19 protein-coding genes and 1 pseudogene are annotated in these 18,027 nt (G+C 73.5%); 6 read left to right on the top strand and 14 right to left on the bottom strand.

Annotated elements, in window-relative coordinates; translation table 11 throughout:
• Window positions 1-2 precede the first annotated feature (2 nt).
• Window positions 3-1,304: an ABC transporter substrate-binding protein gene (locus C3489_RS12270; protein ID WP_374936734.1), complete on the bottom strand. Its 1,302-nt coding sequence runs from the start codon at window positions 1,302-1,304 to the stop codon at window positions 3-5.
• A gap of 229 nt (window positions 1,305-1,533) precedes the next feature.
• Window positions 1,534-1,950, bottom strand: coding sequence for an ATP-binding protein (locus C3489_RS12265; RefSeq protein WP_103781792.1), 417 nt, complete (start codon window positions 1,948-1,950; stop codon window positions 1,534-1,536).
• Between the two features lie 296 nt (window positions 1,951-2,246).
• Here C3489_RS12265 and C3489_RS12260 point away from each other — a divergent pair, with 296 nt between their 5' ends.
• Together C3489_RS12260 and C3489_RS12255 are read left to right on the top strand one after the other, a co-directional pair.
• Window positions 2,247-2,942: a glycoside hydrolase family 11 protein gene (locus C3489_RS12260; RefSeq protein WP_103781791.1), complete on the top strand. Its 696-nt coding sequence runs from the start codon at window positions 2,247-2,249 to the stop codon at window positions 2,940-2,942.
• 44 nt (window positions 2,943-2,986) lie between these two features.
• The gene (locus C3489_RS12255) at window positions 2,987-3,664 is read left to right on the top strand and encodes a polysaccharide deacetylase family protein (protein ID WP_103781790.1); all 678 of its coding nucleotides are present in this window, start codon (window positions 2,987-2,989) and stop codon (window positions 3,662-3,664) included.
• Window positions 3,665-3,877: 213 nt separating this feature from the next.
• Here the strand turns inward: C3489_RS12255 and C3489_RS39340 are convergent.
• The 3 genes and pseudogenes from C3489_RS39340 to C3489_RS12240 form a co-directional block, all read right to left on the bottom strand.
• A pseudogene (locus C3489_RS39340) lies at window positions 3,878-4,356 on the bottom strand (ATP-binding protein).
• 208 nt (window positions 4,357-4,564) lie between these two features.
• Entirely contained in the window at window positions 4,565-4,942 is a 378-nt protein-coding gene (locus C3489_RS12245) for a hypothetical protein (protein ID WP_103781789.1), read from the bottom strand.
• Window positions 4,933-5,430, bottom strand: a complete 498-nt coding sequence (locus C3489_RS12240; RefSeq protein WP_103781860.1) for a hypothetical protein — start codon at window positions 5,428-5,430, stop codon at window positions 4,933-4,935. Before C3489_RS12240 ends, C3489_RS12245 begins: the two co-directional genes overlap by 10 nt.
• A gap of 328 nt (window positions 5,431-5,758) precedes the next feature.
• Here C3489_RS12240 and C3489_RS12235 point away from each other — a divergent pair, with 328 nt between their 5' ends.
• On the top strand, window positions 5,759-5,980 hold the full coding sequence (locus tag C3489_RS12235) for a helix-turn-helix domain-containing protein (protein WP_103781788.1): 222 nt from the start codon (window positions 5,759-5,761) through the stop codon (window positions 5,978-5,980).
• A 47-nt stretch (window positions 5,981-6,027) separates the two neighbouring features.
• Here the strand turns inward: C3489_RS12235 and C3489_RS12230 are convergent, their stop codons facing one another.
• Window positions 6,028-6,282, bottom strand: coding sequence for a WhiB family transcriptional regulator (locus C3489_RS12230; protein WP_103781787.1), 255 nt, complete (start codon window positions 6,280-6,282; stop codon window positions 6,028-6,030).
• 251 nt (window positions 6,283-6,533) lie between these two features.
• On the bottom strand, window positions 6,534-7,100 hold the full coding sequence (locus C3489_RS12225; RefSeq protein WP_103781786.1) for a sigma-70 family RNA polymerase sigma factor: 567 nt from the start codon (window positions 7,098-7,100) through the stop codon (window positions 6,534-6,536).
• 185 nt (window positions 7,101-7,285) lie between these two features.
• Here C3489_RS12225 and C3489_RS12220 point away from each other — a divergent pair, with 185 nt between their 5' ends.
• Complete coding sequence (locus C3489_RS12220; RefSeq protein ID WP_103781859.1) at window positions 7,286-8,323, top strand: MerR family transcriptional regulator; 1,038 nt, start codon at window positions 7,286-7,288, stop codon at window positions 8,321-8,323.
• Window positions 8,324-8,341: 18 nt separating this feature from the next.
• Here the strand turns inward: C3489_RS12220 and C3489_RS12215 are convergent, their stop codons facing one another.
• The 5 genes from C3489_RS12215 to C3489_RS12195 all read right to left on the bottom strand — a co-directional run bounded on the left by C3489_RS12215 (window position 8,342) and on the right by C3489_RS12195 (window position 15,188).
• Window positions 8,342-9,718: a deoxyribodipyrimidine photo-lyase gene (locus C3489_RS12215; protein WP_103781785.1), complete on the bottom strand. Its 1,377-nt coding sequence runs from the start codon at window positions 9,716-9,718 to the stop codon at window positions 8,342-8,344.
• A 3-nt stretch (window positions 9,719-9,721) separates the two neighbouring features.
• On the bottom strand, window positions 9,722-11,311 hold the full coding sequence (locus C3489_RS12210) for an SDR family oxidoreductase (RefSeq protein WP_103781784.1): 1,590 nt from the start codon (window positions 11,309-11,311) through the stop codon (window positions 9,722-9,724).
• A gap of 148 nt (window positions 11,312-11,459) precedes the next feature.
• Window positions 11,460-12,359, bottom strand: coding sequence for an SDR family oxidoreductase (locus C3489_RS12205; RefSeq protein WP_103781783.1), 900 nt, complete (start codon window positions 12,357-12,359; stop codon window positions 11,460-11,462).
• Window positions 12,360-12,862: 503 nt separating this feature from the next.
• Window positions 12,863-14,293, bottom strand: a complete 1,431-nt coding sequence (locus tag C3489_RS12200; RefSeq protein ID WP_103781782.1) for an MFS transporter — start codon at window positions 14,291-14,293, stop codon at window positions 12,863-12,865.
• Window positions 14,294-14,687: 394 nt separating this feature from the next.
• Complete coding sequence (locus C3489_RS12195; RefSeq protein ID WP_374936733.1) at window positions 14,688-15,188, bottom strand: MarR family winged helix-turn-helix transcriptional regulator; 501 nt, start codon at window positions 15,186-15,188, stop codon at window positions 14,688-14,690.
• 121 nt (window positions 15,189-15,309) lie between these two features.
• On the opposite strand from C3489_RS12195, the gene C3489_RS12190 reads away from it, so the two are divergent.
• Window positions 15,310-15,819: a carboxymuconolactone decarboxylase family protein gene (locus C3489_RS12190; RefSeq protein ID WP_103781781.1), complete on the top strand. Its 510-nt coding sequence runs from the start codon at window positions 15,310-15,312 to the stop codon at window positions 15,817-15,819.
• A 51-nt stretch (window positions 15,820-15,870) separates the two neighbouring features.
• Here the strand turns inward: C3489_RS12190 and C3489_RS12185 are convergent, their stop codons facing one another.
• A complete protein-coding gene (locus C3489_RS12185; RefSeq protein WP_103781780.1) occupies window positions 15,871-16,377 on the bottom strand; it encodes a flavodoxin domain-containing protein in 507 nt (168 codons plus the stop codon).
• A gap of 90 nt (window positions 16,378-16,467) precedes the next feature.
• Window positions 16,468-17,373 (bottom strand): universal stress protein, encoded by a 906-nt coding sequence (locus tag C3489_RS12180; protein ID WP_103781779.1) that lies wholly within the window; start codon window positions 17,371-17,373, stop codon window positions 16,468-16,470.
• Between the two features lie 162 nt (window positions 17,374-17,535).
• On the opposite strand from C3489_RS12180, the gene C3489_RS12175 reads away from it, so the two are divergent.
• Window positions 17,536-18,000 carry a cyclic nucleotide-binding domain-containing protein gene (locus C3489_RS12175; RefSeq protein WP_103781778.1) on the top strand — a complete coding sequence of 155 codons (465 nt, stop codon included), beginning with the start codon at window positions 17,536-17,538 and terminating at the stop codon, window positions 17,998-18,000.
• Window positions 18,001-18,027 lie beyond the last annotated feature (27 nt).

The following is an 18,027-nucleotide window of genomic DNA, read 5'->3' as shown; positions in this document are numbered from 1 at the left end:
GGTCACTCGGTCGGGAGGGCCTGCATGGCCGTGGCGAAGCCGTCCGCGTCCAGTTGCCCGTTGAAGAACTGCTGGACGGCCTGGTGGATGGGCGTGATCGCGGCCGGCGGGTAGGCCTGGTCCCAGGAGAGCTGGAAGGACTTGGCCTTGGCGACGAGGTCGTACTGGAAGCGTGAGTACTCGGGGCTGGCCGAGGTGCCCAGGAGCGGCGGGGTGTTGGTGGTGGTCGGCAGGTTGCCTATGGCGAGCTGGGCCTTGACGAACTCGTCGGAGTACATGAGCTTCAGGAAGGCGGCGACGGCCTCGGGGTGCTTGGTCTTCTTCAGCACCGAGTAGAAGTTGTTGGTGTTGCCGACCACGTCACTGGCGTCGCCCTTGCCGCCGGGGATGGTCGGGAAGGTGGTGTAGCCCAGGCCCTTGGCGGCGAAGTCCTTGGCGTCCTGCTGCTGTTGGGCGTAGTACCAGGAGCCCATCAGCTCGAAGCCGGCCTTGCCGGAGGCCACCAGGGCCGGGGAGGCGCCGTTGGTGTACTTCACCGAGTCGTAGGTCTTGCCGAAGGCCCCGGCGTCCACGAGGTCCTTGAGCATGCCGAGCGCCTTCTTGCTGTCCGCGCTCGCCCAGACGTCCTTGTCGCCGTCGAGGGCCTTCTGGAACAGGCCGGGTCCGGCGACCCGGTCGTAGACGTACTCGAACCACATCAGCGTGGGCCACTGGTCGCCGCCGCCGAGGGCGATCGGCGTGACACCCTCGGCCTTCAACTTGCGTACGGCGCCGAGCAGTTCGTCCCAGGTGCGCGGCGGCTGCACACCGGCCTTGTCGAGCACCTCCTTGTTGTGGAACAGCAGCACCGGCTGCGTGCCGCGCATGGGGATGCCGTAGGGCTTGCCGTCGATGACGGCACTGTTGAAGACGGCGGGCAGGAACTTGTCCTTCAGCGCCGGGTTCTGCTTGATCATGTCGTCCAGCGGCATCAGCAGGTCGGCCTTGACGAACGGCTGGATGCTGCCGCCGCCCCAGTTGAAGAAGATGTCCGGCGCCTGCGGGGTGTTGATGATCGTCTGCAGCTTCTGCTGGTAGTCGGCGCCGGGGATGGTGTCGAGGACGGCCTTCACGTCGGACGTCTTGTTGAAGGTGTCCACGATCTGCTTCTCGACCTTGTTGCTGGCGTCGCCGTAGACGAGCACATGAATCCTGCCGTCGTTCGAGGAGCCGCCGCCGCTGCCGTTTCCGCAGGCCGTGAGGCTCGCCGCCGCGAGGGCGAGCGTCGCGGCGCAGGTGAGCACCCGGGACATCCGTGTACGCATGGGGGTCATTCCGCCTTCCGAATGTTTCGAGCTGATGCTCGAAAGTCCTGCGGCTGGACAGTAGGGCAGGGCGGATAGCCGGTCAACGGTCGTGCACGCACGCGGCCAAACCGTTACCAGCAGGAACTCACAACTCCCCGGGCTTGACATGGCATGCGGGAGGTGGGGTGGGAAGCCACGCCGGCACCGAGAGGCCGGGTGGTCGGCTTCCGACTGTTTCGAAGGGGCGTCAGCCTGCCGAGTCGGCCGGGGGACGGAAACAGGCGATGACGGTCTTGCCGTGCGGGCAGCGCCGGGCCTCCCAGCGGTCGGCCAGCGCCTCCATGAGCAGGATGCCCCGCCCACCGGGCCGCAGCTCGTCGGGCTCGCGGGGCGCCGGCAGCACCGGCGAGGCGTCGTGCACCGCGATGTGCAGGCACTGGCTGTCCCACGACATCACCAGCTGCGCGGTGCTGTGCCCGTGCACGTGCGCGTTGGTGACCAGTTCGGACACGACCAGCAGCACGTCGTCCGCCGTGCCGGGATGCCGGCTCGTCCAGCCGAGCTCGTCCAGATGGGCCCGCGCCCAGTCACGCGCCGTCTTGACCTGGCTGTCGAGCGGCAGCGAGCGGGCCCAGCCCACCGCGCGCAGCGAACGTCCGTCCATGTCTTCCTTGCCCGTGCAGACTTCACGTGTCTACGCGGTTACCCCGAGACGGGCTCGCTACGGCTGTGGAGTGCGGATTCGCCGAGGATTCGAAGCTTTCGGAAGTCGGGGCGTTTCATGGACGGCGAATTTCGAGGAAGTTTCGGAAACGAACGCATTGACCGGCGTTTTGCGGCTGCGCATACTCCTGAGCAACCCCGGCCCGCCCCCAGTGGAGACGACCCGCACCCCCACTGATGGCGTGGACATGCCATTCCGGCATAGGGGTCCCCTCTCCGGCTGCTTCAGGAGGAAGCATGGACATGGAGAACCCTCTCTCCCGCCCGATGGACCGCCGAGGCTTCATCACCCGCACCGGCACGCTGGCGCTCGCCGCGTCCGCGTCCGGCCTGCTGCTGCCCGGCACGGCGCACGCCGACACGACCATCACCACCAACCAGACCGGCATCAACAACGGCTTCTACTACTCGTTCTGGACCGACGGCGGCGGGTCGGTCTCGATGACGCTGGGATCCGGCGGCAGCTACAGCACCTCGTGGCGCAACTGCGGCAACTTCGTCGCGGGCAAGGGCTGGAGCAACGGCGGACGCAGGAACGTGCAGTACTGGGGCGGCTTCAGCCCGTCCGGCAACGGCTACCTCGCGCTGTACGGGTGGACCTCCAACCCGCTCGTCGAGTACTACATCGTCGACAACTGGGGCACCTACCGGCCCACCGGAACGTACAAGGGCACGGTCACCAGCGACGGCGGCACCTACGACGTCTACCAGACGACGCGCTACAACGCCCCCTCGGTGGAAGGCACCAAGACCTTCAACCAGTACTGGAGCGTCAGGCAGTCCCGGAGGACGGGCGGCACCATCACCACCGGCAACCACTTCGACGCGTGGGCCCGCTACGGCATGCGGCTGGGCAGCTTCAGCTACTACATGATCCTCGCCACCGAGGGCTACCAGAGCAGCGGGAGCTCCAGCATCACGGTGAGCGGTTGAGGGCGCGGCGGCAGGCAGCCGACACGACACGAGGAGAACCCCCCATGCGCACCGCAGCACGCTCACTGGCCGTCGGACTGGCCGTCAGCGCGACGGCCCTGGCCGGCACCCTCACCGTCCCGGCCACCCCGGCACACGCCGCCGGCTGCACCGGCTACGTCGGCCTCACCTTCGACGACGGCCCCTCCGACACCCACACACCCGCCCTGCTCAACGCCCTTAGGCAGTACGGACTCAGGGCCACGATGTTCAACGAGGGCCAGTACGCGGCCGCCCACCCCGCCCAGGTCCGGGCGGAGGTCGCCGCCGGCATGTGGATAGGCAACCACAGCTACACCCATCCCCACCTGACACAGCTGGGCCAGGCCCAGATCGACTCCGAGATCTCCCGCACCCAGCAGGCCATCGCGAATGCCGGGGGCGGCACGCCGAGACTGTTCCGGCCGCCCTACGGCGAGACCAACGCGACGGTGCAGGCGATCGAGGCCAAGTACGGTCTGACCCAGATCATCTGGGACGTGGACTCCCAGGACTGGAACGGGGCGAGCACCGACGCCATCGTGCAGGCCACCGCCCGGCTCACGGCCGGCCAGATCATCCTCATGCACGAGTGGCCCGCCAACACGCTCGCCGCGATCCCCCGCATCGCGCAGACCCTGGCGAGCAAGGGCCTGTGCACCGGCCGGATCTCCCCGCAGACAGGTCGCGCCGTAGCTCCCTGACCGCTCGGCTGTGGGGGGGCGGGGCATCAGTGGTCCGGACCGGCCCGGTCGTGGGCGCAACGTGGCCGGGCCGGACCACTGGGCGGGGCCCCGGCTGCTCGGAAGAGGTTTCGCAGGCGAGGCACGCGCTTCGTCCGGGTGCCTCGCCGCGGACATCTCAGGCTCGCCCGTCCGGGTGATTCGCGCCTGGGCCGGAGCCCAAGCGGTGCCTTGTCACACAGACCACGCTCCGGCGGCCGCGTCGTCGGAGCCGTCGTGCAGGGCGATGCGGGCGGTGACGCGTTTGCCCACCGGTTCCCGTTCCACCTCCAGGTTCTGGGCACGGCCATCACGATCTCCAGGCCGTGCTGCCCCACCCTGCCCACGTCCCCCGGACGGGCCACCGGCAGACCCGGACCGGAGTCCCAGACGGCCACCTCGACCAGGGCGCCGACGATCCGAAGGTCCATCAGAACCGGGCCGGGCGCGTACTTGTGGGCGTTGGTGACCAGCTCGCTCACCACCAGCTGGGTCACGTCCACGGCGCGCTGCGAGACCGCCAGCCCGTGCTCGGCCCGCGCACGGGTGAGGAAGGCGGCGGCCAGGTCCCGGGCGTGGGCGATCCGCGCGCCGGCCCCGTCCAGGGACACCCGCGTCCCCACGGTCCGCGCGCCCGGGGTGACGCCGCCTTCGCCCACCGGAATCGAGTCCACCACGACCGCCTTCACTCCTCGCGTCACATCCGCGCCTACCCACCCCCGCCCGGGTAACGCCACACACCCCGGGATCACGGCGGGCGGCGGTCGCCTGACCGCGGAGCGGGAGGAGCCTGCCGCAGACCGATGCGGGAGACGCCGGACCCGGCGCGCGCCTGTTGCGCCGGGTCCCGCGGGTGCCTGTTGCGCCGGGTCCCGCGGGCCGTCAGATGCGGCCGCCCGTCAGGCGGGTCAGGGGGCCCTGCGGGCGCCGGGAGGAGCGGCGGCCCACGGCGTAGGACGCGGCGCTCAGCGCGGTCAGGCCCGCGCCGATCCCCGTGGCGACGAGCTTGCGCTGCGCGATGGCCGTCCAGGCCGTCCTGGCCGCCGCGGTCACCTGCCCGGACGCGGCGATCGCCGCCTGCCGGCCCGCTTCCAGGCCCCTGGCCGCGGTGTCCAGGGCGCCGGACGCGTCGTCCGCCGCGCGTCCGGCCGCCAGCGTGATGGTCGACACTCCGTCAGCGGTCTTGGGGTCGCGCTGATCCGTTCCCTTGCTCGGTTCACTCATGGGGTTCGGCTTGCCCCTCGTCGCGCTCACAAACACCGGGGCGTGCCGGCGTCGCGGGTGAGGAGTGCGTCGGACGTCAGCAGGGTGAGGACGCCGGACGCCTCGCGCAGGGCCGGCTCCAGCCGGTGCGCGTCGTACAGGGTTCCGCACCCGTCCGGCGGCACGAGCCACTCCAGGCACCCGGAGGCACGGTAGGGCGGCGGCACGGCGACCCAGGCGCCGGCGCCGGAGTGGCGCACCCCCACCCCTTCCCACGCCCCGGCCGGGTCCGGCGGCAGGAAGAAGCCGACTCTGTGCGCGACGCAGTCCACCAGGGTGGGCCCGAGCGGGCCCGGCACCGTGCGGTGCATCACGTCCAGGGCGCACAGGCCGAGCCGCTCGGGCACGCTGAGCACGTCCCACATGCGTCCGGCTTCCAGCAGGACCGTGCCCGTGCCACGGTCCCAGTCCCTTTTGCACGCCCGGGGATCCCTGGCAGCCGCCGCGAGCCACTCGACCGCGCGCTGAACCGTCGCACTGCGCATGCCCACCCCTTGCCCTCGCTCCTGCCGGAACGGGCGCGGGCGGCACCGGGCACGACCGCGGGCATGCCGCGGCCGACCCGTTGTGGCCCACTGGGAGCCCGTCCGGAGCGATACATGCTGGCGGGTGTTCCGGTGCGCCGGAAGAGGTGGCGTGGCCTGGCGAATTCGTCCCGGCTGGTCGAGGCATGGAGGACGAGCCGGGTGAGGCCGCGCGCAGGTCGGACGTGACTCGACACACCGGGCCTCTATGTCTGCGCACCGGTCGACATGGATCGCGGCGGCGTGGGCAACCGGTGATCACGTCTCGACGTCGCGAGGGGAGATCTGCGTGTCCAAGGGAAAGTGGATCACGGGTACCGAACGCCAGGAACTGGCCGACGACCTCAAACGGGAGTACGAGCAGGGACGCTCGATCCGCGCCATAGCCGAGGCCCACGGCCGGTCGTACGGTTTCGTGCACCGTGTGCTCACCGAGGCGGGCGTGCCGCTCAGGCCCCGGGGCGGCGACGTGCGCACCCGTCCGTCCGATCGGCCTGCCGGCAGCAGGTGAACGGCGGGGCCCCGCGGCTGGTCGGTGCGTGCCGTCCCGCTGGGGCCTCACAGCCGCCGGGTGCGCTGGTCGGTCGCGCGGCCCGCGGACAGGGACTTGCGCTGACGTGCCGTCAGCCCTCCCCACACGCCGTCCGTCTCACCACGCCGGACCGCCCAGGTGCGGCACTCGCGCAGGACCGGACAGCCGTGACAGATCCGCCGGGCCCGTTCTATCTGGGCCAGCGAGGCACCGTCCTCGGTGAGGGGGAAGAAGAGCTCGGGGTCCTCGAAGCGGCAGGCGGCCAGGTCGAGCCAGTTCACGGTGGCGTCCTCCCATCACGGGTCGACCGACGGCAGCCGACGGCCGCGAGGCCACGGGAGCCGCCGGGCATGTGGTGCGTCGTCCACCCGGCAGAGGTGTCACTCAAGCTAGGTGGGGTGGACAGCTTTTGTCCAGGTATGCGCTGATATGCATGGCCTATCGAGCGCGGTCGGGCCGGCTTCGCTCGTCCCCACAGCCTGCAACGAAACTGCATCGGACATAAGCGCACCGAGCTGCTCTCACCGCCCTGTCAGGTGGGCGGCACGCCCTCCTCCAGCAGTCGGCGGCGCATGCGGTCCAGGCCGCGGCGGGTGTGGCTCTTGACCGTGCCCAGGGGCCACCCCGTCACGCGGGCGATCTGCGTCTGGGTGAGGTCCTGGTAGAAGGCGAGCCTCAGCACCCGGCGCTGTGGCTCGCTGAGCCGTTCCAGAGCCCGCCCCACGACCAGTCGGTCCAGCGCCGCCTCGGGGTCGCCGCCGGCCTGCTCCCCCGGTGACGGCAGCAGGCCGGCGGCGGCCGCGGCCAGCTCGGCACGCCGGGCGCGGGCGGCGAGGGCGTCCGCCACCTTGCGCCGGGTGATGCCGACCAGCCATGCGGGAAACGTGCCCCGCTCCGGCGTGTAACCGTCGCGGCCCCGCCAGGCCGCGGCGAACACCTGCTGGGTGACGTCCTCCGCCTCCCGCGGGTCTCCGAGCGCCTGCCTGGCCAGGGCGTGCACGAGTCCGGACCACCGGCGGTGCAGCACGGCCCAGTCATCACAGGCGCCCCACTCGACGGGGTCGGCCAACGCGGTGGGGGCCGATGGGAGCGGGTTCATGTCGAGCCTCCTGTGCGAAGCCACCACCCGGGCCGCCACTGCCCGGAAAGGGACAGCGGGTCTTGCTTCACCCTGCGCGCGGGAGGAGCATGGAGACAACTCGCATCGATTGCGCATCGGAATGGCTGTCCGCTCGGCGGGAGGTGGGAGGCTTGCCCCCCGACGACTTGCCCCTCGACGACCGGATGGCCGCTGACATCGAGTCCCCCGACGACAGGACCGCCGCGGGCGTGACGACAGGGGCGCTGGCCCGTCGGCTCGGCGTGTCTCCGACCACTCTGCGTTCCTGGGACCGCCGGTACGGGATCGGGCCGGCCGTGCGCGTCCGGGGGCGGCACCGCCGCTGGGCACCCCGTGACATCGCGATGGTGGAGGAGATGTGCCGGCTGACGGCGACGGGCGTCCCGCCGGCCGAGGCGGCACGTGTGGCCCGGCTGCGGTTCGCCGCGGACGGCGCCGACGGGTCCCCGCCGGAACCGGCACGCGCGTCCACCCGGGCCGTCGGCACGCCGCCCTCCCCGCCCCCGGTGCGCCCCGGTGGCGCCGGCAGCGGGCTCCCGCTGGGCGACGTACGGCAGGAGTGCCGGGGCCTGGCCCGTGCCGCGGTGCGGATGGACGCACCCGAAATGGAGCGCCGGCTCGTGGAGAGCGTCCGGCGGCACGGACTGACGGTGGCCTGGGAGGAGGTGATGGTGCCCGCGCTGCGTGCCGTCGGCCGCAAATGGGAGTCGTCCGGCGACCGCTATGTGGAGGTCGAGCACCTGCTGTCCTGGCACGTCTCCAGCACCCTGCGCAGTGCGCCGTTCCTGCTGCCCCGGGCCGAACCGCTCCCCGGGGCCCCGCCCGTGGTGCTGGCGTGCACCCCCGGCGAACAGCACTCGCTGGCCCTGGAGGCGCTGACCGCCGCACTGGGTGAGCGGGGGGTGCCGACCCGGACGCTGGGTGCCGCGGTGCCGGCGGAGGCACTGCTGGCCTGTGTACGGCGCACCGGCCCGGCCGCGGTCGTGCTGTGGGCGCAGACCCGCTCCACCGCGTCGGTGCCGCTGGCCCGCCATGTCGCCGGGCTCACCTGGGGAGCGCCGGGTGCGCGCCGGCGGCCCGCCGTACTGCCCGTCGGACCCGGCTGGGGCCGACGGGCCCTGGCCGGCTTCGCCCGCTGCGCCGGGCTGCGGGAGGCCGTGGAAACGCTGAGCCGGCCCTACGGCGACGACTGGACGCGCTGAGGCTGCCGGAGCGGTGGCTCACCGAAGGCCGGCGCGGGCCCGCCGGAACCGGTCCAGCCCTTCGGAAAGGGCCACCACCGGCTCCGGGTAGTCGAGCGCGGCGCGCTGCCCGGCCGGCAGCTTCCACGGTTCGTGGACCGACGGGGTGTCGAGGCCGGCGAGTTCGGGCAGCCAGCGCCGGACATAGGTGCCGTCGGGGTCGTACCGCTTCGCCTGGGTGACGGGGTTGAGGACCCGGCCCGGCCGGGTGTCGGTGCCGGTGCCGGCCATCCACTGCCAGTTGAGCTGGTTGTTGGCCACGTCGCCGTCGACGAGCCAGTGCAGGAAGTGGGCGGCTCCGACGCGCCAGTCGACGTAGAGGGTCTTGGCGAGGAAGCTCGCCGTCAGCAGCCGTGCCCGGTTGTGCATCCAGCCCTCGTGGCGCAGTTGCCGCATCGCGGCGTCGATCACCGGGTAGCCGGTGCGGCCCTCCTGCCACGCCTCGATGTCGGCTCCGGCGGTGTGCCGCGATCGCCATCGGTCGCGCTTGGTGCGGTAGTCGGCGTGGGCGGCGTCCGGGCGGGCGGCGAGCACCTGACGGTGGAAGTCGCGCCAGGCGAGCTGCCGTACGAACGCGTCGGCGCCCGGACCGTCGCGCCGGCGGGCCCGGTGGACCAGGTCCACGGGCGACAGGGTGCCGAAGTGCAGGTGGGCGGAGAACCGAGAGGTGGCGTCGGCGGCCAGATCGTCGTGCGTGTCGGCGTAGGCGTCCAGGCCACGCCGCCAGAAGGCGGTCACCCGCTTGCGTCCGGCGCTCTCGCCGCCGGCCGGCAGCGCGGGCGAGACGCCGGTGATGTCGCCGCGCGCGGGCAGGGGCTCGCCCCCCACGTGGTCAGGGACCGGCACCCGGCGAGGGGAGGCGGCGACGGCGCGCAGGGGGACCCGCGCCCACTGCCGGTAGTACGGGGTGAAGACCGCGAAGTGGTCCGACGAGGAGGGGGTCACCTCGCCCGGCGGCACGGCGACCGTGACCGCGTCGTGCACGAACAGGCGGCGGCCGTCGGCCTCCAGGGCGCGGCGCAGCCGGTCCTCGCGGCGGGTGGCGAAGCCGCTGTGCGCCGCCGCCATGTGCACCTCGTCGGCGTCCGCCTCGGTCACGGCGCGGCACACCTCCTCGACCAGGTCGCCGGAGCGGACCACGAGCCGCCCGCCGCGGGCGCGCAGCGAGGCGTCGAGGTCGGCCAGGCAGTCGGCGAGGAAGGCACTGCGGTTGGGCGGGGCGAACCCGGCCGACGCCACGGCACGGTCGCGCACAAACAGCGGGACGACGGCGTCGGCGGCCTGCAGGGCGGCGCACAGCGGCGGGTGGTCGTGCACGCGCAGATCGGAGGTGAACAGGACGACACGGACGTGCATGGGTCAGCTTCTCTCCGCTGGACGCCGGCGGCCGGCAGGCGCTGCGGCCGGCGTGGTGCGGGAGTCCTGGGCGCGTGCCGCGGCCCGGACGATGTTGCGGGCCATGCCGCCGAAGACGACCGCGTGGAACGGGGAGACGCTCCACCAGTACAGGTGGCCGAGCAGCCCGTGGGGATGGAACAGCGCCCGCTGCCGGTAGCGGACCCTTCCGCCGCCGTCGTCGTGGACGTACATCTCCAGCCAGGCCGGACCGGGCAGCCGCATCTCGGCGCGCAGCCGCAGCAGCCGCCCGCGCTCGATCTCCTCCACCCGCCAGAAGTCCAGCGAGTCGCCCACCCGCAGCCGCCGGGCGTCCCGCCGGCCGCGGCGCAGGCCCACGCCTCCGACGAGGCGGTCGAGCCAGCCGCGTACGGCCCAGGCGAGCGGGAAGGAGTACCAGCCGTTCTCCCCGCCGATGCCCTCGATGACCTGCCAGAGCGCGTCCGGGGCGACGTCCGCGTCCCGTTCCCGCACGTCGGTGTACAGGGTTCCACCGGCCCAGTCCGGGTCGGTGGGCAGCGGGTCGCTGGGAGCGCCCGGCACGGAGGCGGAGGACCAGCGGGTGCTGACCTGCGCGTCGCGCACCCGGCGCAGCGCCAGGTCCACGGACCGCGCGAAGCCCAGGGGATGGCCCGGCGGGTTGGGCACATACCGCTCGATGTCCCGCTCCCGGCACACCACCTCGTGGCGCAACGACTCCGTCAGCGGGCGGGCGATCGAGGCCGGCACCGGGGTCACCAGGCCCACCCACTGACTGGACAGGCCGGGCGTGAGCACGGGCACGGGCAGGATGAGCCTCCTCGGCAGCCGGGCGACGGCGGCGTACCCGCGCATCATCTCCAGGTAGGTGAGCACGTCGGGGCCGCCGATGTCGAAGGCGCGGCTGACGTCGGGCGGCAGACCGGCGCAGCCCACCAGGACGCGCAGCACGTCCCGTACGGCGATCGGCTGGATCCGGGTGTGCACCCAGCGCGGGGTGACCATCACCGGCAGCCGTTCGGTGAGGTGGCGCAGCATCTCGAAACTGGCCGAGCCGGAGCCGATGATGACGGCGGCGCGCAGGACGGCCGTGGGCACACCGGAGTCGAGCAGGATGCGGCCGACCTCGGCGCGCGAACGCAGGTGCGGGGACAGCCGCGCCTCGGGGACGCCCTCGGGGGTGAGTCCGCCGAGGTAGACGAGGCGGCGGAGGCCGGCCCCGCGGGCCTGGTCGCCGAAGACGCGGGCGGCCTCCCGGTCCGTCTGTTCGAAGTCGCGGCCGCTGCCGAGCGCGTGCACGAGGTAGTAGGCGACGTCGACGCCCCGCATCGCCCGGGCCACGGAGGCGGCGTCGGTGACGTCGCCCTGGACGATGTCCACCCGGTCCGCCCAGGGCTGGTCGCGCAGCTTGCGCGGGGTGCGGACCAGGCAGCGCACCCGGTGACCCGCGTCCAGCAGTTCCGGCACCAGCCGGCCGCCGATGTAGCCGCTGGCACCGGTCACCAGGCAGGTCAGGGGCTCGCCGGAGGGGTTGGGCCGGGGCCCGGTCGTCGTGTCGGGGTGTTCGTCTCGCATGCGCCCGCCTTTGCCGCCGGTCGTCTGTCGTGGGTCGGGTCCGTGGGGAGTTCAGGTGTGCCTCCCGGTCTCTACCGTGCGGTCGGCGGTTACGGATGCGCAGCCCGGGCGTGCCTCAGGACACGGCCGGCCTCGGTCCGCACGTCTTTCAGCTGCGGTTGGCAGGCCAGCCGCCCGACCGGTGTGCCGCGCGGTCGGCCCGGCCGCCCGCGCCGAGCGGCCCGGTGTCCCGCAGGAGGCCCCCGGCCTCCAGGCCGGGCAGCCGGCGGCGGGTGACGCGCAGGACGACCGGCGGCAGCGCGGCACGCACCGGCTGCACCAGCCGCAGCCAGGCGGGCAGGTAGACGGCGGTACGGCGGCGCTCCACGGCCCGGACCAGCCGGGCGGCGGCCAGCTCCGGGCTGTGCACCCGGCGGGCCGGCGGCGGCATGTGCGCGCGCAGCTCGCGCAGGACGTCGCTCCGGTCGGCGTCCCGCACCATGTCGGTGTCGATCCAGCCGAGGTAGGCGATCCCGACGCCGACGCCGCGGTGGGCCACCTCGGCACGCAGGCTGTGCGCGAAGGCCTCCACGCCTGCCTTGGCGGCGCAGTAGGCGCTCATCAGGGGGGCGGCGCCGAGCGAAGCCAGGGACGCCACCTGGAGCTGGTAACCCGCCGTGGCGATCAGGTCGGGCAGGAAGGCGCGGGCGGTGTAGGCGCTGCCGACGAGGTTCACGTCGACCACCCGCCGCCAGGTGACCGGATCCGACGCCAGGAACGGACCGCCCTCGGCGATACCGGCGTTCGCGATCACGACCGAGGCCGGCCCGAGGCGGGCGTGGACGGTGCGCGCCGCCGCGGCGAGCGCCTCCGGCTCGGTGACGTCGGTCTCCAGGGCGAGCGCCGGACCGGGGAGCGATGCCGCGACGGCCTCCAGGGCGGCGCGTTCATGGCCGAGCAGGGCTACGCGGGCGCCGCGCCGGGCGGCCTCGCGCGCCAGCGCCGCGCCCAGTCCCCGGGCGGCTCCGGTCACCACCACGGTCCGGTCGGTGAGCGGACTGCTGTCCATCGGCGCCTTCCTTCCCTGCCGTTGCCGGTCCGGGCACGCCCGTCCGTCAGCCGGCCCCTGCGGCCCGGGGCTCTCCTTGCCTTTCCCGTCCGGGGTCGCGGGCGGATGCGCCCACCTTGGCTCTTGGCGTCAGCTTCGCTCCCCGGTGCGGTTCCCGCGGGCCAGGAGCCGTTGCCCGGCCCGGTGGGCGGTGGCGGCGCAGCGCGGCGCGTGCGGCGTTGGCTCCGGGGGCGCTCGCTCCACGGCCGCAGCTCGCTCGCGGTGCGCGCCGTGCCCAGGCGCCCGGCGTGGGCCTCCAGCTCCACCCGGCCCCTTCCTCGCAGCGGCGCACGATCGTCTCGTTGGACAACCGGAAGGGGCCCAGGGGTGACGAATGGCCACGTGCGCCTCCGTGGAGCTGGAGGAAGCCGGCCCCTCGGCCGGCCGACGCACCGGGTGCCCCGGCACCACCAGCCCAACCAGCCCCCTGTGCCACAGCACGGTGTTCTCGCGCCGGGTGCCCGTCACTTCTGCCCGGTGCTCGCCGGTACGCACAGCCACGCCAGGCCCGCGGCGGTCAGGTAGGCGAGCGCCCCGACGGCCATGCTGGTGCGCAGCCCGGTGGCGGGGTCGGCGGCCGCGGCGAGCAGGCTGCCGCCGAGCGCCACGCCGGTGGCGCTGCCGATCTGCCGGGTGGTGTTGAACAGCGCGGAGGCGGCACCCGCCGAGGCCGCGGGTACGGCGCCCATCACGGTGGACGTCGCACCGGTGAGCGCGAAGGACGTCCCGAATCCGGCGGCCATCAGGGGCACCACCAGCAGCGCGTAGGCGGGGTCGTCCCCGGCCGCGGCCCAGCCCGCCAGCCCCAGGGCGGCCAGCAGCATGCCGGAGACCACCAGCGGTCGATCGCCGGTACGGCGGGTCAGCCGCCCGGACAGGACGGAGGCGAACATGGTCATCGCCACGGCCGGGAACAGTGCGAGCCCGGTGCGCAGGGCGCTGAAGCCACGCTGGTGCTGGAAGTCCAGACTCGCGGTGAAGACCATGCCGTAGAAGCCGAAGTTGAACAACAGGCCGATGACGGCTCCGCCGCTCAGCTCGCGGGAGCGCAGCAGGCCCAGCGGCAGGACGGGTGAGCGGGCCAGCCGCTCGCGCACCGCGAACGCCGCGGCCGCCGTCCCCGCGAGGCCCAGACCGGCGAGAACCGCCGGGTCGGACCAGCCGCGCCGCCCCGCCTCGTTGAGTGCGCCCGTCAGCAGGGCCACGGTCGTCACGATCGCGCACTGCGCGGGCCAGTCCAGGGGCCGGGTGGCGCACCGCGGCGAGGGCGCCACATGGCGCAGCGTGAGCAGCAGGCAGGCCGCGCCGACGGGCAGGTTGACGAGGAAGACCCAGCGCCAGCCCACCGTGGACACCAGCAGGCCGCCGAGCAGTGGCCCGGCGGACGCCGCGATGCCCGCCATCGAGCCCCACAGTCCGAAGGCGCGCGAGCGGGCGGCCGGCCCGGGATAGGACTGCTGGAGCAGGGCCAGTGAACCGGGCACGATCAGCGCCGCGCCCAGCCCTTCCACCAGCCGGGCGGCCACCAGGAAGGCGCTGCTCGGCGCGAGCGCGCAGGCGGCCGAGGAGGCGGTGAACACCGCCACGCCCGAGCAGAAGACCCTGCGGTTGCCGAACCGGTCGCCCAGCGCGCCGCCGGTGAGCAGGAACCCGGCGAAGACCAGGGTGTAGCCGTCGGTGATCCACTGGATGCCGGTGAGCGAGGCGGACAGCTGCCGGCCGATCACCGGCACCGCGACGTTGATGACGGTCACGTCCAGGATCACCATGAAGTAGCCGGCGCACACTGCCAGCAGCGGCGCCCAGGACCGCCGCTCGGGCGCCCCGGCCGGCTCACGGGAGGGCGGCTTTCCACCCTCGGCCGACTCCGCGAACGCCACGGTCTCGCTCCCCATCTCCTGCACGGAGGTACCGCACCGAAGGCCACGGTAAGGGACAGGCACCGCGCGGAGCGGGACCGGCACCACCGCTCGCGGCCGGACCGGGCCGGCATCGCGGAGCCGCCTCGGGGCCATGGGCCCTGGGTCAGCCGAACCCCTGGGACGTCCGGGCGCGGAAACCTCCCGTACGCACGGGACGCCGTCGCCCCCCGGGGTCATGGCCCGCTCCCGGGACGGCGGCGACGGTCGGGCCCGGCCGGCGGCTCCGGTGTGCCACCGTCGGGTCGGGCCCGGGCCGCGGCTTCCCTGCCTCGCACGCCTCCCCCACGGGACGATGTCACGGTCATGAGGCCGCGCCCCCGCGAGGCGTACGCGCCGGATCCCGTACGTCGTCGTCCTGCCGGGGCGATCAGATCGCGCCGCCGATCCACCCGGCCGCGTCCAGCCGGAAGGCTCCGGGGGACACCACCGCGCGCAGGTCGTCCTCCATAGCGCTCACCCGTTCCTCGCCCAGCTCGGCGGACCAGTCGGCGCGCAGCCGGTCGAAGATCGCGGCCGAGCGGGCCAGTACGTCGAAGCCGCGCGCTGTCAGGCGGACCAGTTTGCGGCGGGCGTCGGCGGGGTCGTCGGCGCGCTCGGCGTAGCCCAGCGCGACCAGGCGGTCGACGGTCTTGCCCGCCGCCTGCTTGGAGATGCCCAGGCGGCGGGCGATGTCGGTGGCGACACTGCCGTCCGGCCCGATGGCCTGGAGGGCGAATCCGTGCGCCGGGCGGACCTCGGGGTGTCCCTGCCGGGCGAGTTCGGTGTGCAGCTCGTCGATGAGCGTGCGAAAGCCCGCGAACAGCAGCAGCGGCAACTCGTAGCCGGCTCTCGGGCGACCTGCGTCGGCGCGCGGCTCCCCCTGCCCCACTCCCCTGCCGCCGTCCTTCCCGGCGCCCTGCCCCTCTCCCTTCCCGTCTCCCTTCCCAGAAAAGGCAACCTGGTTTACCATCATCTCGTCGTCAACCATGTTGACCATTCTAGGAGGCTCCATGTTCCCCGCACACACCGTGGAAAGCGCCCCGCAGGAGTCGCGACCGGCGATGCAGGCCCTGGCCGACGCGTCCGGCGGCGCGGTGCCCGACGCCGTCGCCCGACTTGCCGCATCTCCCGAGCTGCTCAACGGTTTCCTGTCGCTGAGCGCGAGCTTCGAGCGCTCCACCCTCGATCCGCTGTCGAGGGAGGTCGTCATCACGACGGTCGCCGTCCGCAACGAGTGCCATCTGTGCGTCGCCCTGCACACCGGCAAGCTCCGCAAGCTCGGCGCGGACCCCGCACTCGTCACCGCCCTGCGCGAGCGACGCGCCCCGGAGGACGAACGGCTCGCGGCGATCCGCGCTTTCACCCTCGACGTCCTCGCCACCACCGGAGCCGTCGACGACGACACCGTCAAGGACTTCCTCGCCCACGGATACACCGAACGCAACGCGCTGGAGGTCGTCATGGCCATCGGCACCTACACGATGTCGACCTTCGCCAACCGCCTCGTCAGGGCGGCGTGACCGGCGACCGAGCGGCAGCCCACGCCTTCGGGACGAAGCCGTACCGAGCGGTCAGCCGTCGGTCTCCGAGGCGATCTCACCGGCGACCCGTGCCGCCCACTGCTCGATCCTCGGGAAGTCGCGGAAGTCGCCGCCCTTGCCGCCACGCAGGATCATCCGTGCGACGCGTCCCTTCGCGCCCTCCTCCAGGCAGCCGCCGAAGGTGACGTGCTCGCGGGCATCGAGCCGCAGCAGCGTGCGCCGCACCCCGGGCACGGGCGGGATGTCCCGCTCGGACGCCGACGGGTCCAGCGGGCCGCTGCTGAACAGCCACACGGGACGTACCGACAGCGCGCGCCGGTTGCGGCGGACGAACCGGCGGGCGTCCCTGTGCCAGCGGCCGGTGTACAGAGCGCCGCCGACCACGACGGCGTCGTACTGCGTCACGTCCCTGACGGCCCCGGCCGGCATGGCATGGGCCGCCAGTCCCCGGTTGCGCAGCACCTCGGCGACCGTCTCGGCGATGCGTGCGGTGGACCCGTTGGTCGTCCCGTAGGCGACCAGCACGTTGACGGTCATGGCGCTCCGCCTCCTCTCCTTGTTGTCCCGACGTCGCGCGAGCCGGTGACTCCGGCCGGTCCGGCGGGGCGGTGGGGCCCGCCGCACGGATCAGTCGTGCGCCACCACGGCGACGGGGGCGGGGGCGTGGTGCAGCACCGCGTGGGCCACCGGACCGATGTGCGGCCCGACGGGGGCGCGGCGGACGCGGCGGCCGACGACGACCAGCGAGGCGGCGTGCGCCGCGTCGATCAGGAGGGCGGCGGCGCTGCCCGAGCGGGACTCCTCGCCCACCTCGACGGCGGGGAACTTGCGCCGCCACGCGCGCAGCGCCTCGGCCAACTCGGCGCCCTTGTCCCGAGCGATCTTGTCGTGCAGCCCGGCATCGAGGGACAGGCCGTAGAGGTAGTACGTCGGCAGCGCCCAGGCGTGCACGACGCGCAGGGCGGTGCGGCGCCGGTCGGCTTCGTCGAACGCGAACCTGATCAGCTCCTCGGCCGGCCCGGCGGTGTCGAGACCGAGGACGACGGGCCGGAAGGCGGTGGCGGCGGACGGGATGCCCACCGGGTCGCTCTCGTGCTCGTCGGCGGCCTGCTCACCGGCCCGCACGAGTACGACGGGCACCTGGGTCCGTGCGATCACGGCCTGTCCCACCGAGCCGACCAGGTAGCCGGCGACACCGCTCATGCCGCGGGAGCCCAGAGCGATCAGTTCCGCGTCCGCGGCGGCGGCCGACAGCAGGTCGGCCGCCCGCCCCGCCAACCGCACCACGGCGAGGTCCACACCGGGATGACGCAGCCGCAGGCCGTCGGCCGTTTCCCGGGAGATCCGCTCGGACCACCGCGCCCGGGTCTCCTCACCCAGGAGCGGAGCCTGCGCCCACGGAAGGGGAACCGGTTCGGCGACGTGCACGATCGTCAGCGGCAGACCACGCAGTGCTGCTTCGCGCGCGGCCCACTCGGCGGCGCCCCGGCTCTCCCGGGAACCGTCGAGCCCGGCGACCACGGTGCGGACCATGAGGGATGCCTCCTCTTCGGCGACCTGCTTCCAGCCTCTTCGCACAGCGGTCGCCGCCACAGGGGCCGCACGTCCCCGGCCAGGGCCGAGTGGCCCATGGTCCGGCGCCTCACGGGCGACCACGCTGGGCAGGGCAGGGGTCGAGACTTCTGGAGGCCTGCCATGAACGCTCCCCTCACGACGAGCATGCCGCGGGTGCTGCCCGCCGAGCACCGGCAGCGGCTGCTGGACAACGGCCGGGAGGTGGCCTTCACGATGGGGGCCCGCATCTTCGACGAGGGCGGCCGTGCCGACCGGTTCTGGATCGTCCGGACCGGCACGGTCGAGCTGCACATGCGGGTACCGGGCCGCCGGCCGGCCGTCATCGAGTCCCTCGGGCACGACGAGCTGGTCGGCTGTTCCTGGCTCTTCGCCCCGCACATGTGGCAGCTGGGGGCGAGGGCCTCGACGCCGGTGCGCGCCTACGAGTTCGACGCCGTGTTCGTGCGCGCGCTGTGCGATGCCGACCCCGAGTTCGGGCGGAGCATCTCGCAGTGGGTGGGCGGCGTCGTCGCCCACCGGCTGCACGCCGCCCGGACCCGGCTGCTCGACCTGTACGGTCCCTACGGCAGCGGAGGCCTGCGCTGACCGCCTCGTGAGGCCATGGAGGGTGTT

This window comes from Streptomyces sp. Ru71 (genome assembly GCF_002920535.1).
Lineage (GTDB): Bacteria > Actinomycetota > Actinomycetes > Streptomycetales > Streptomycetaceae > Streptomyces.
This window is presented reverse-complemented; position numbering and strand designations above follow the sequence as displayed.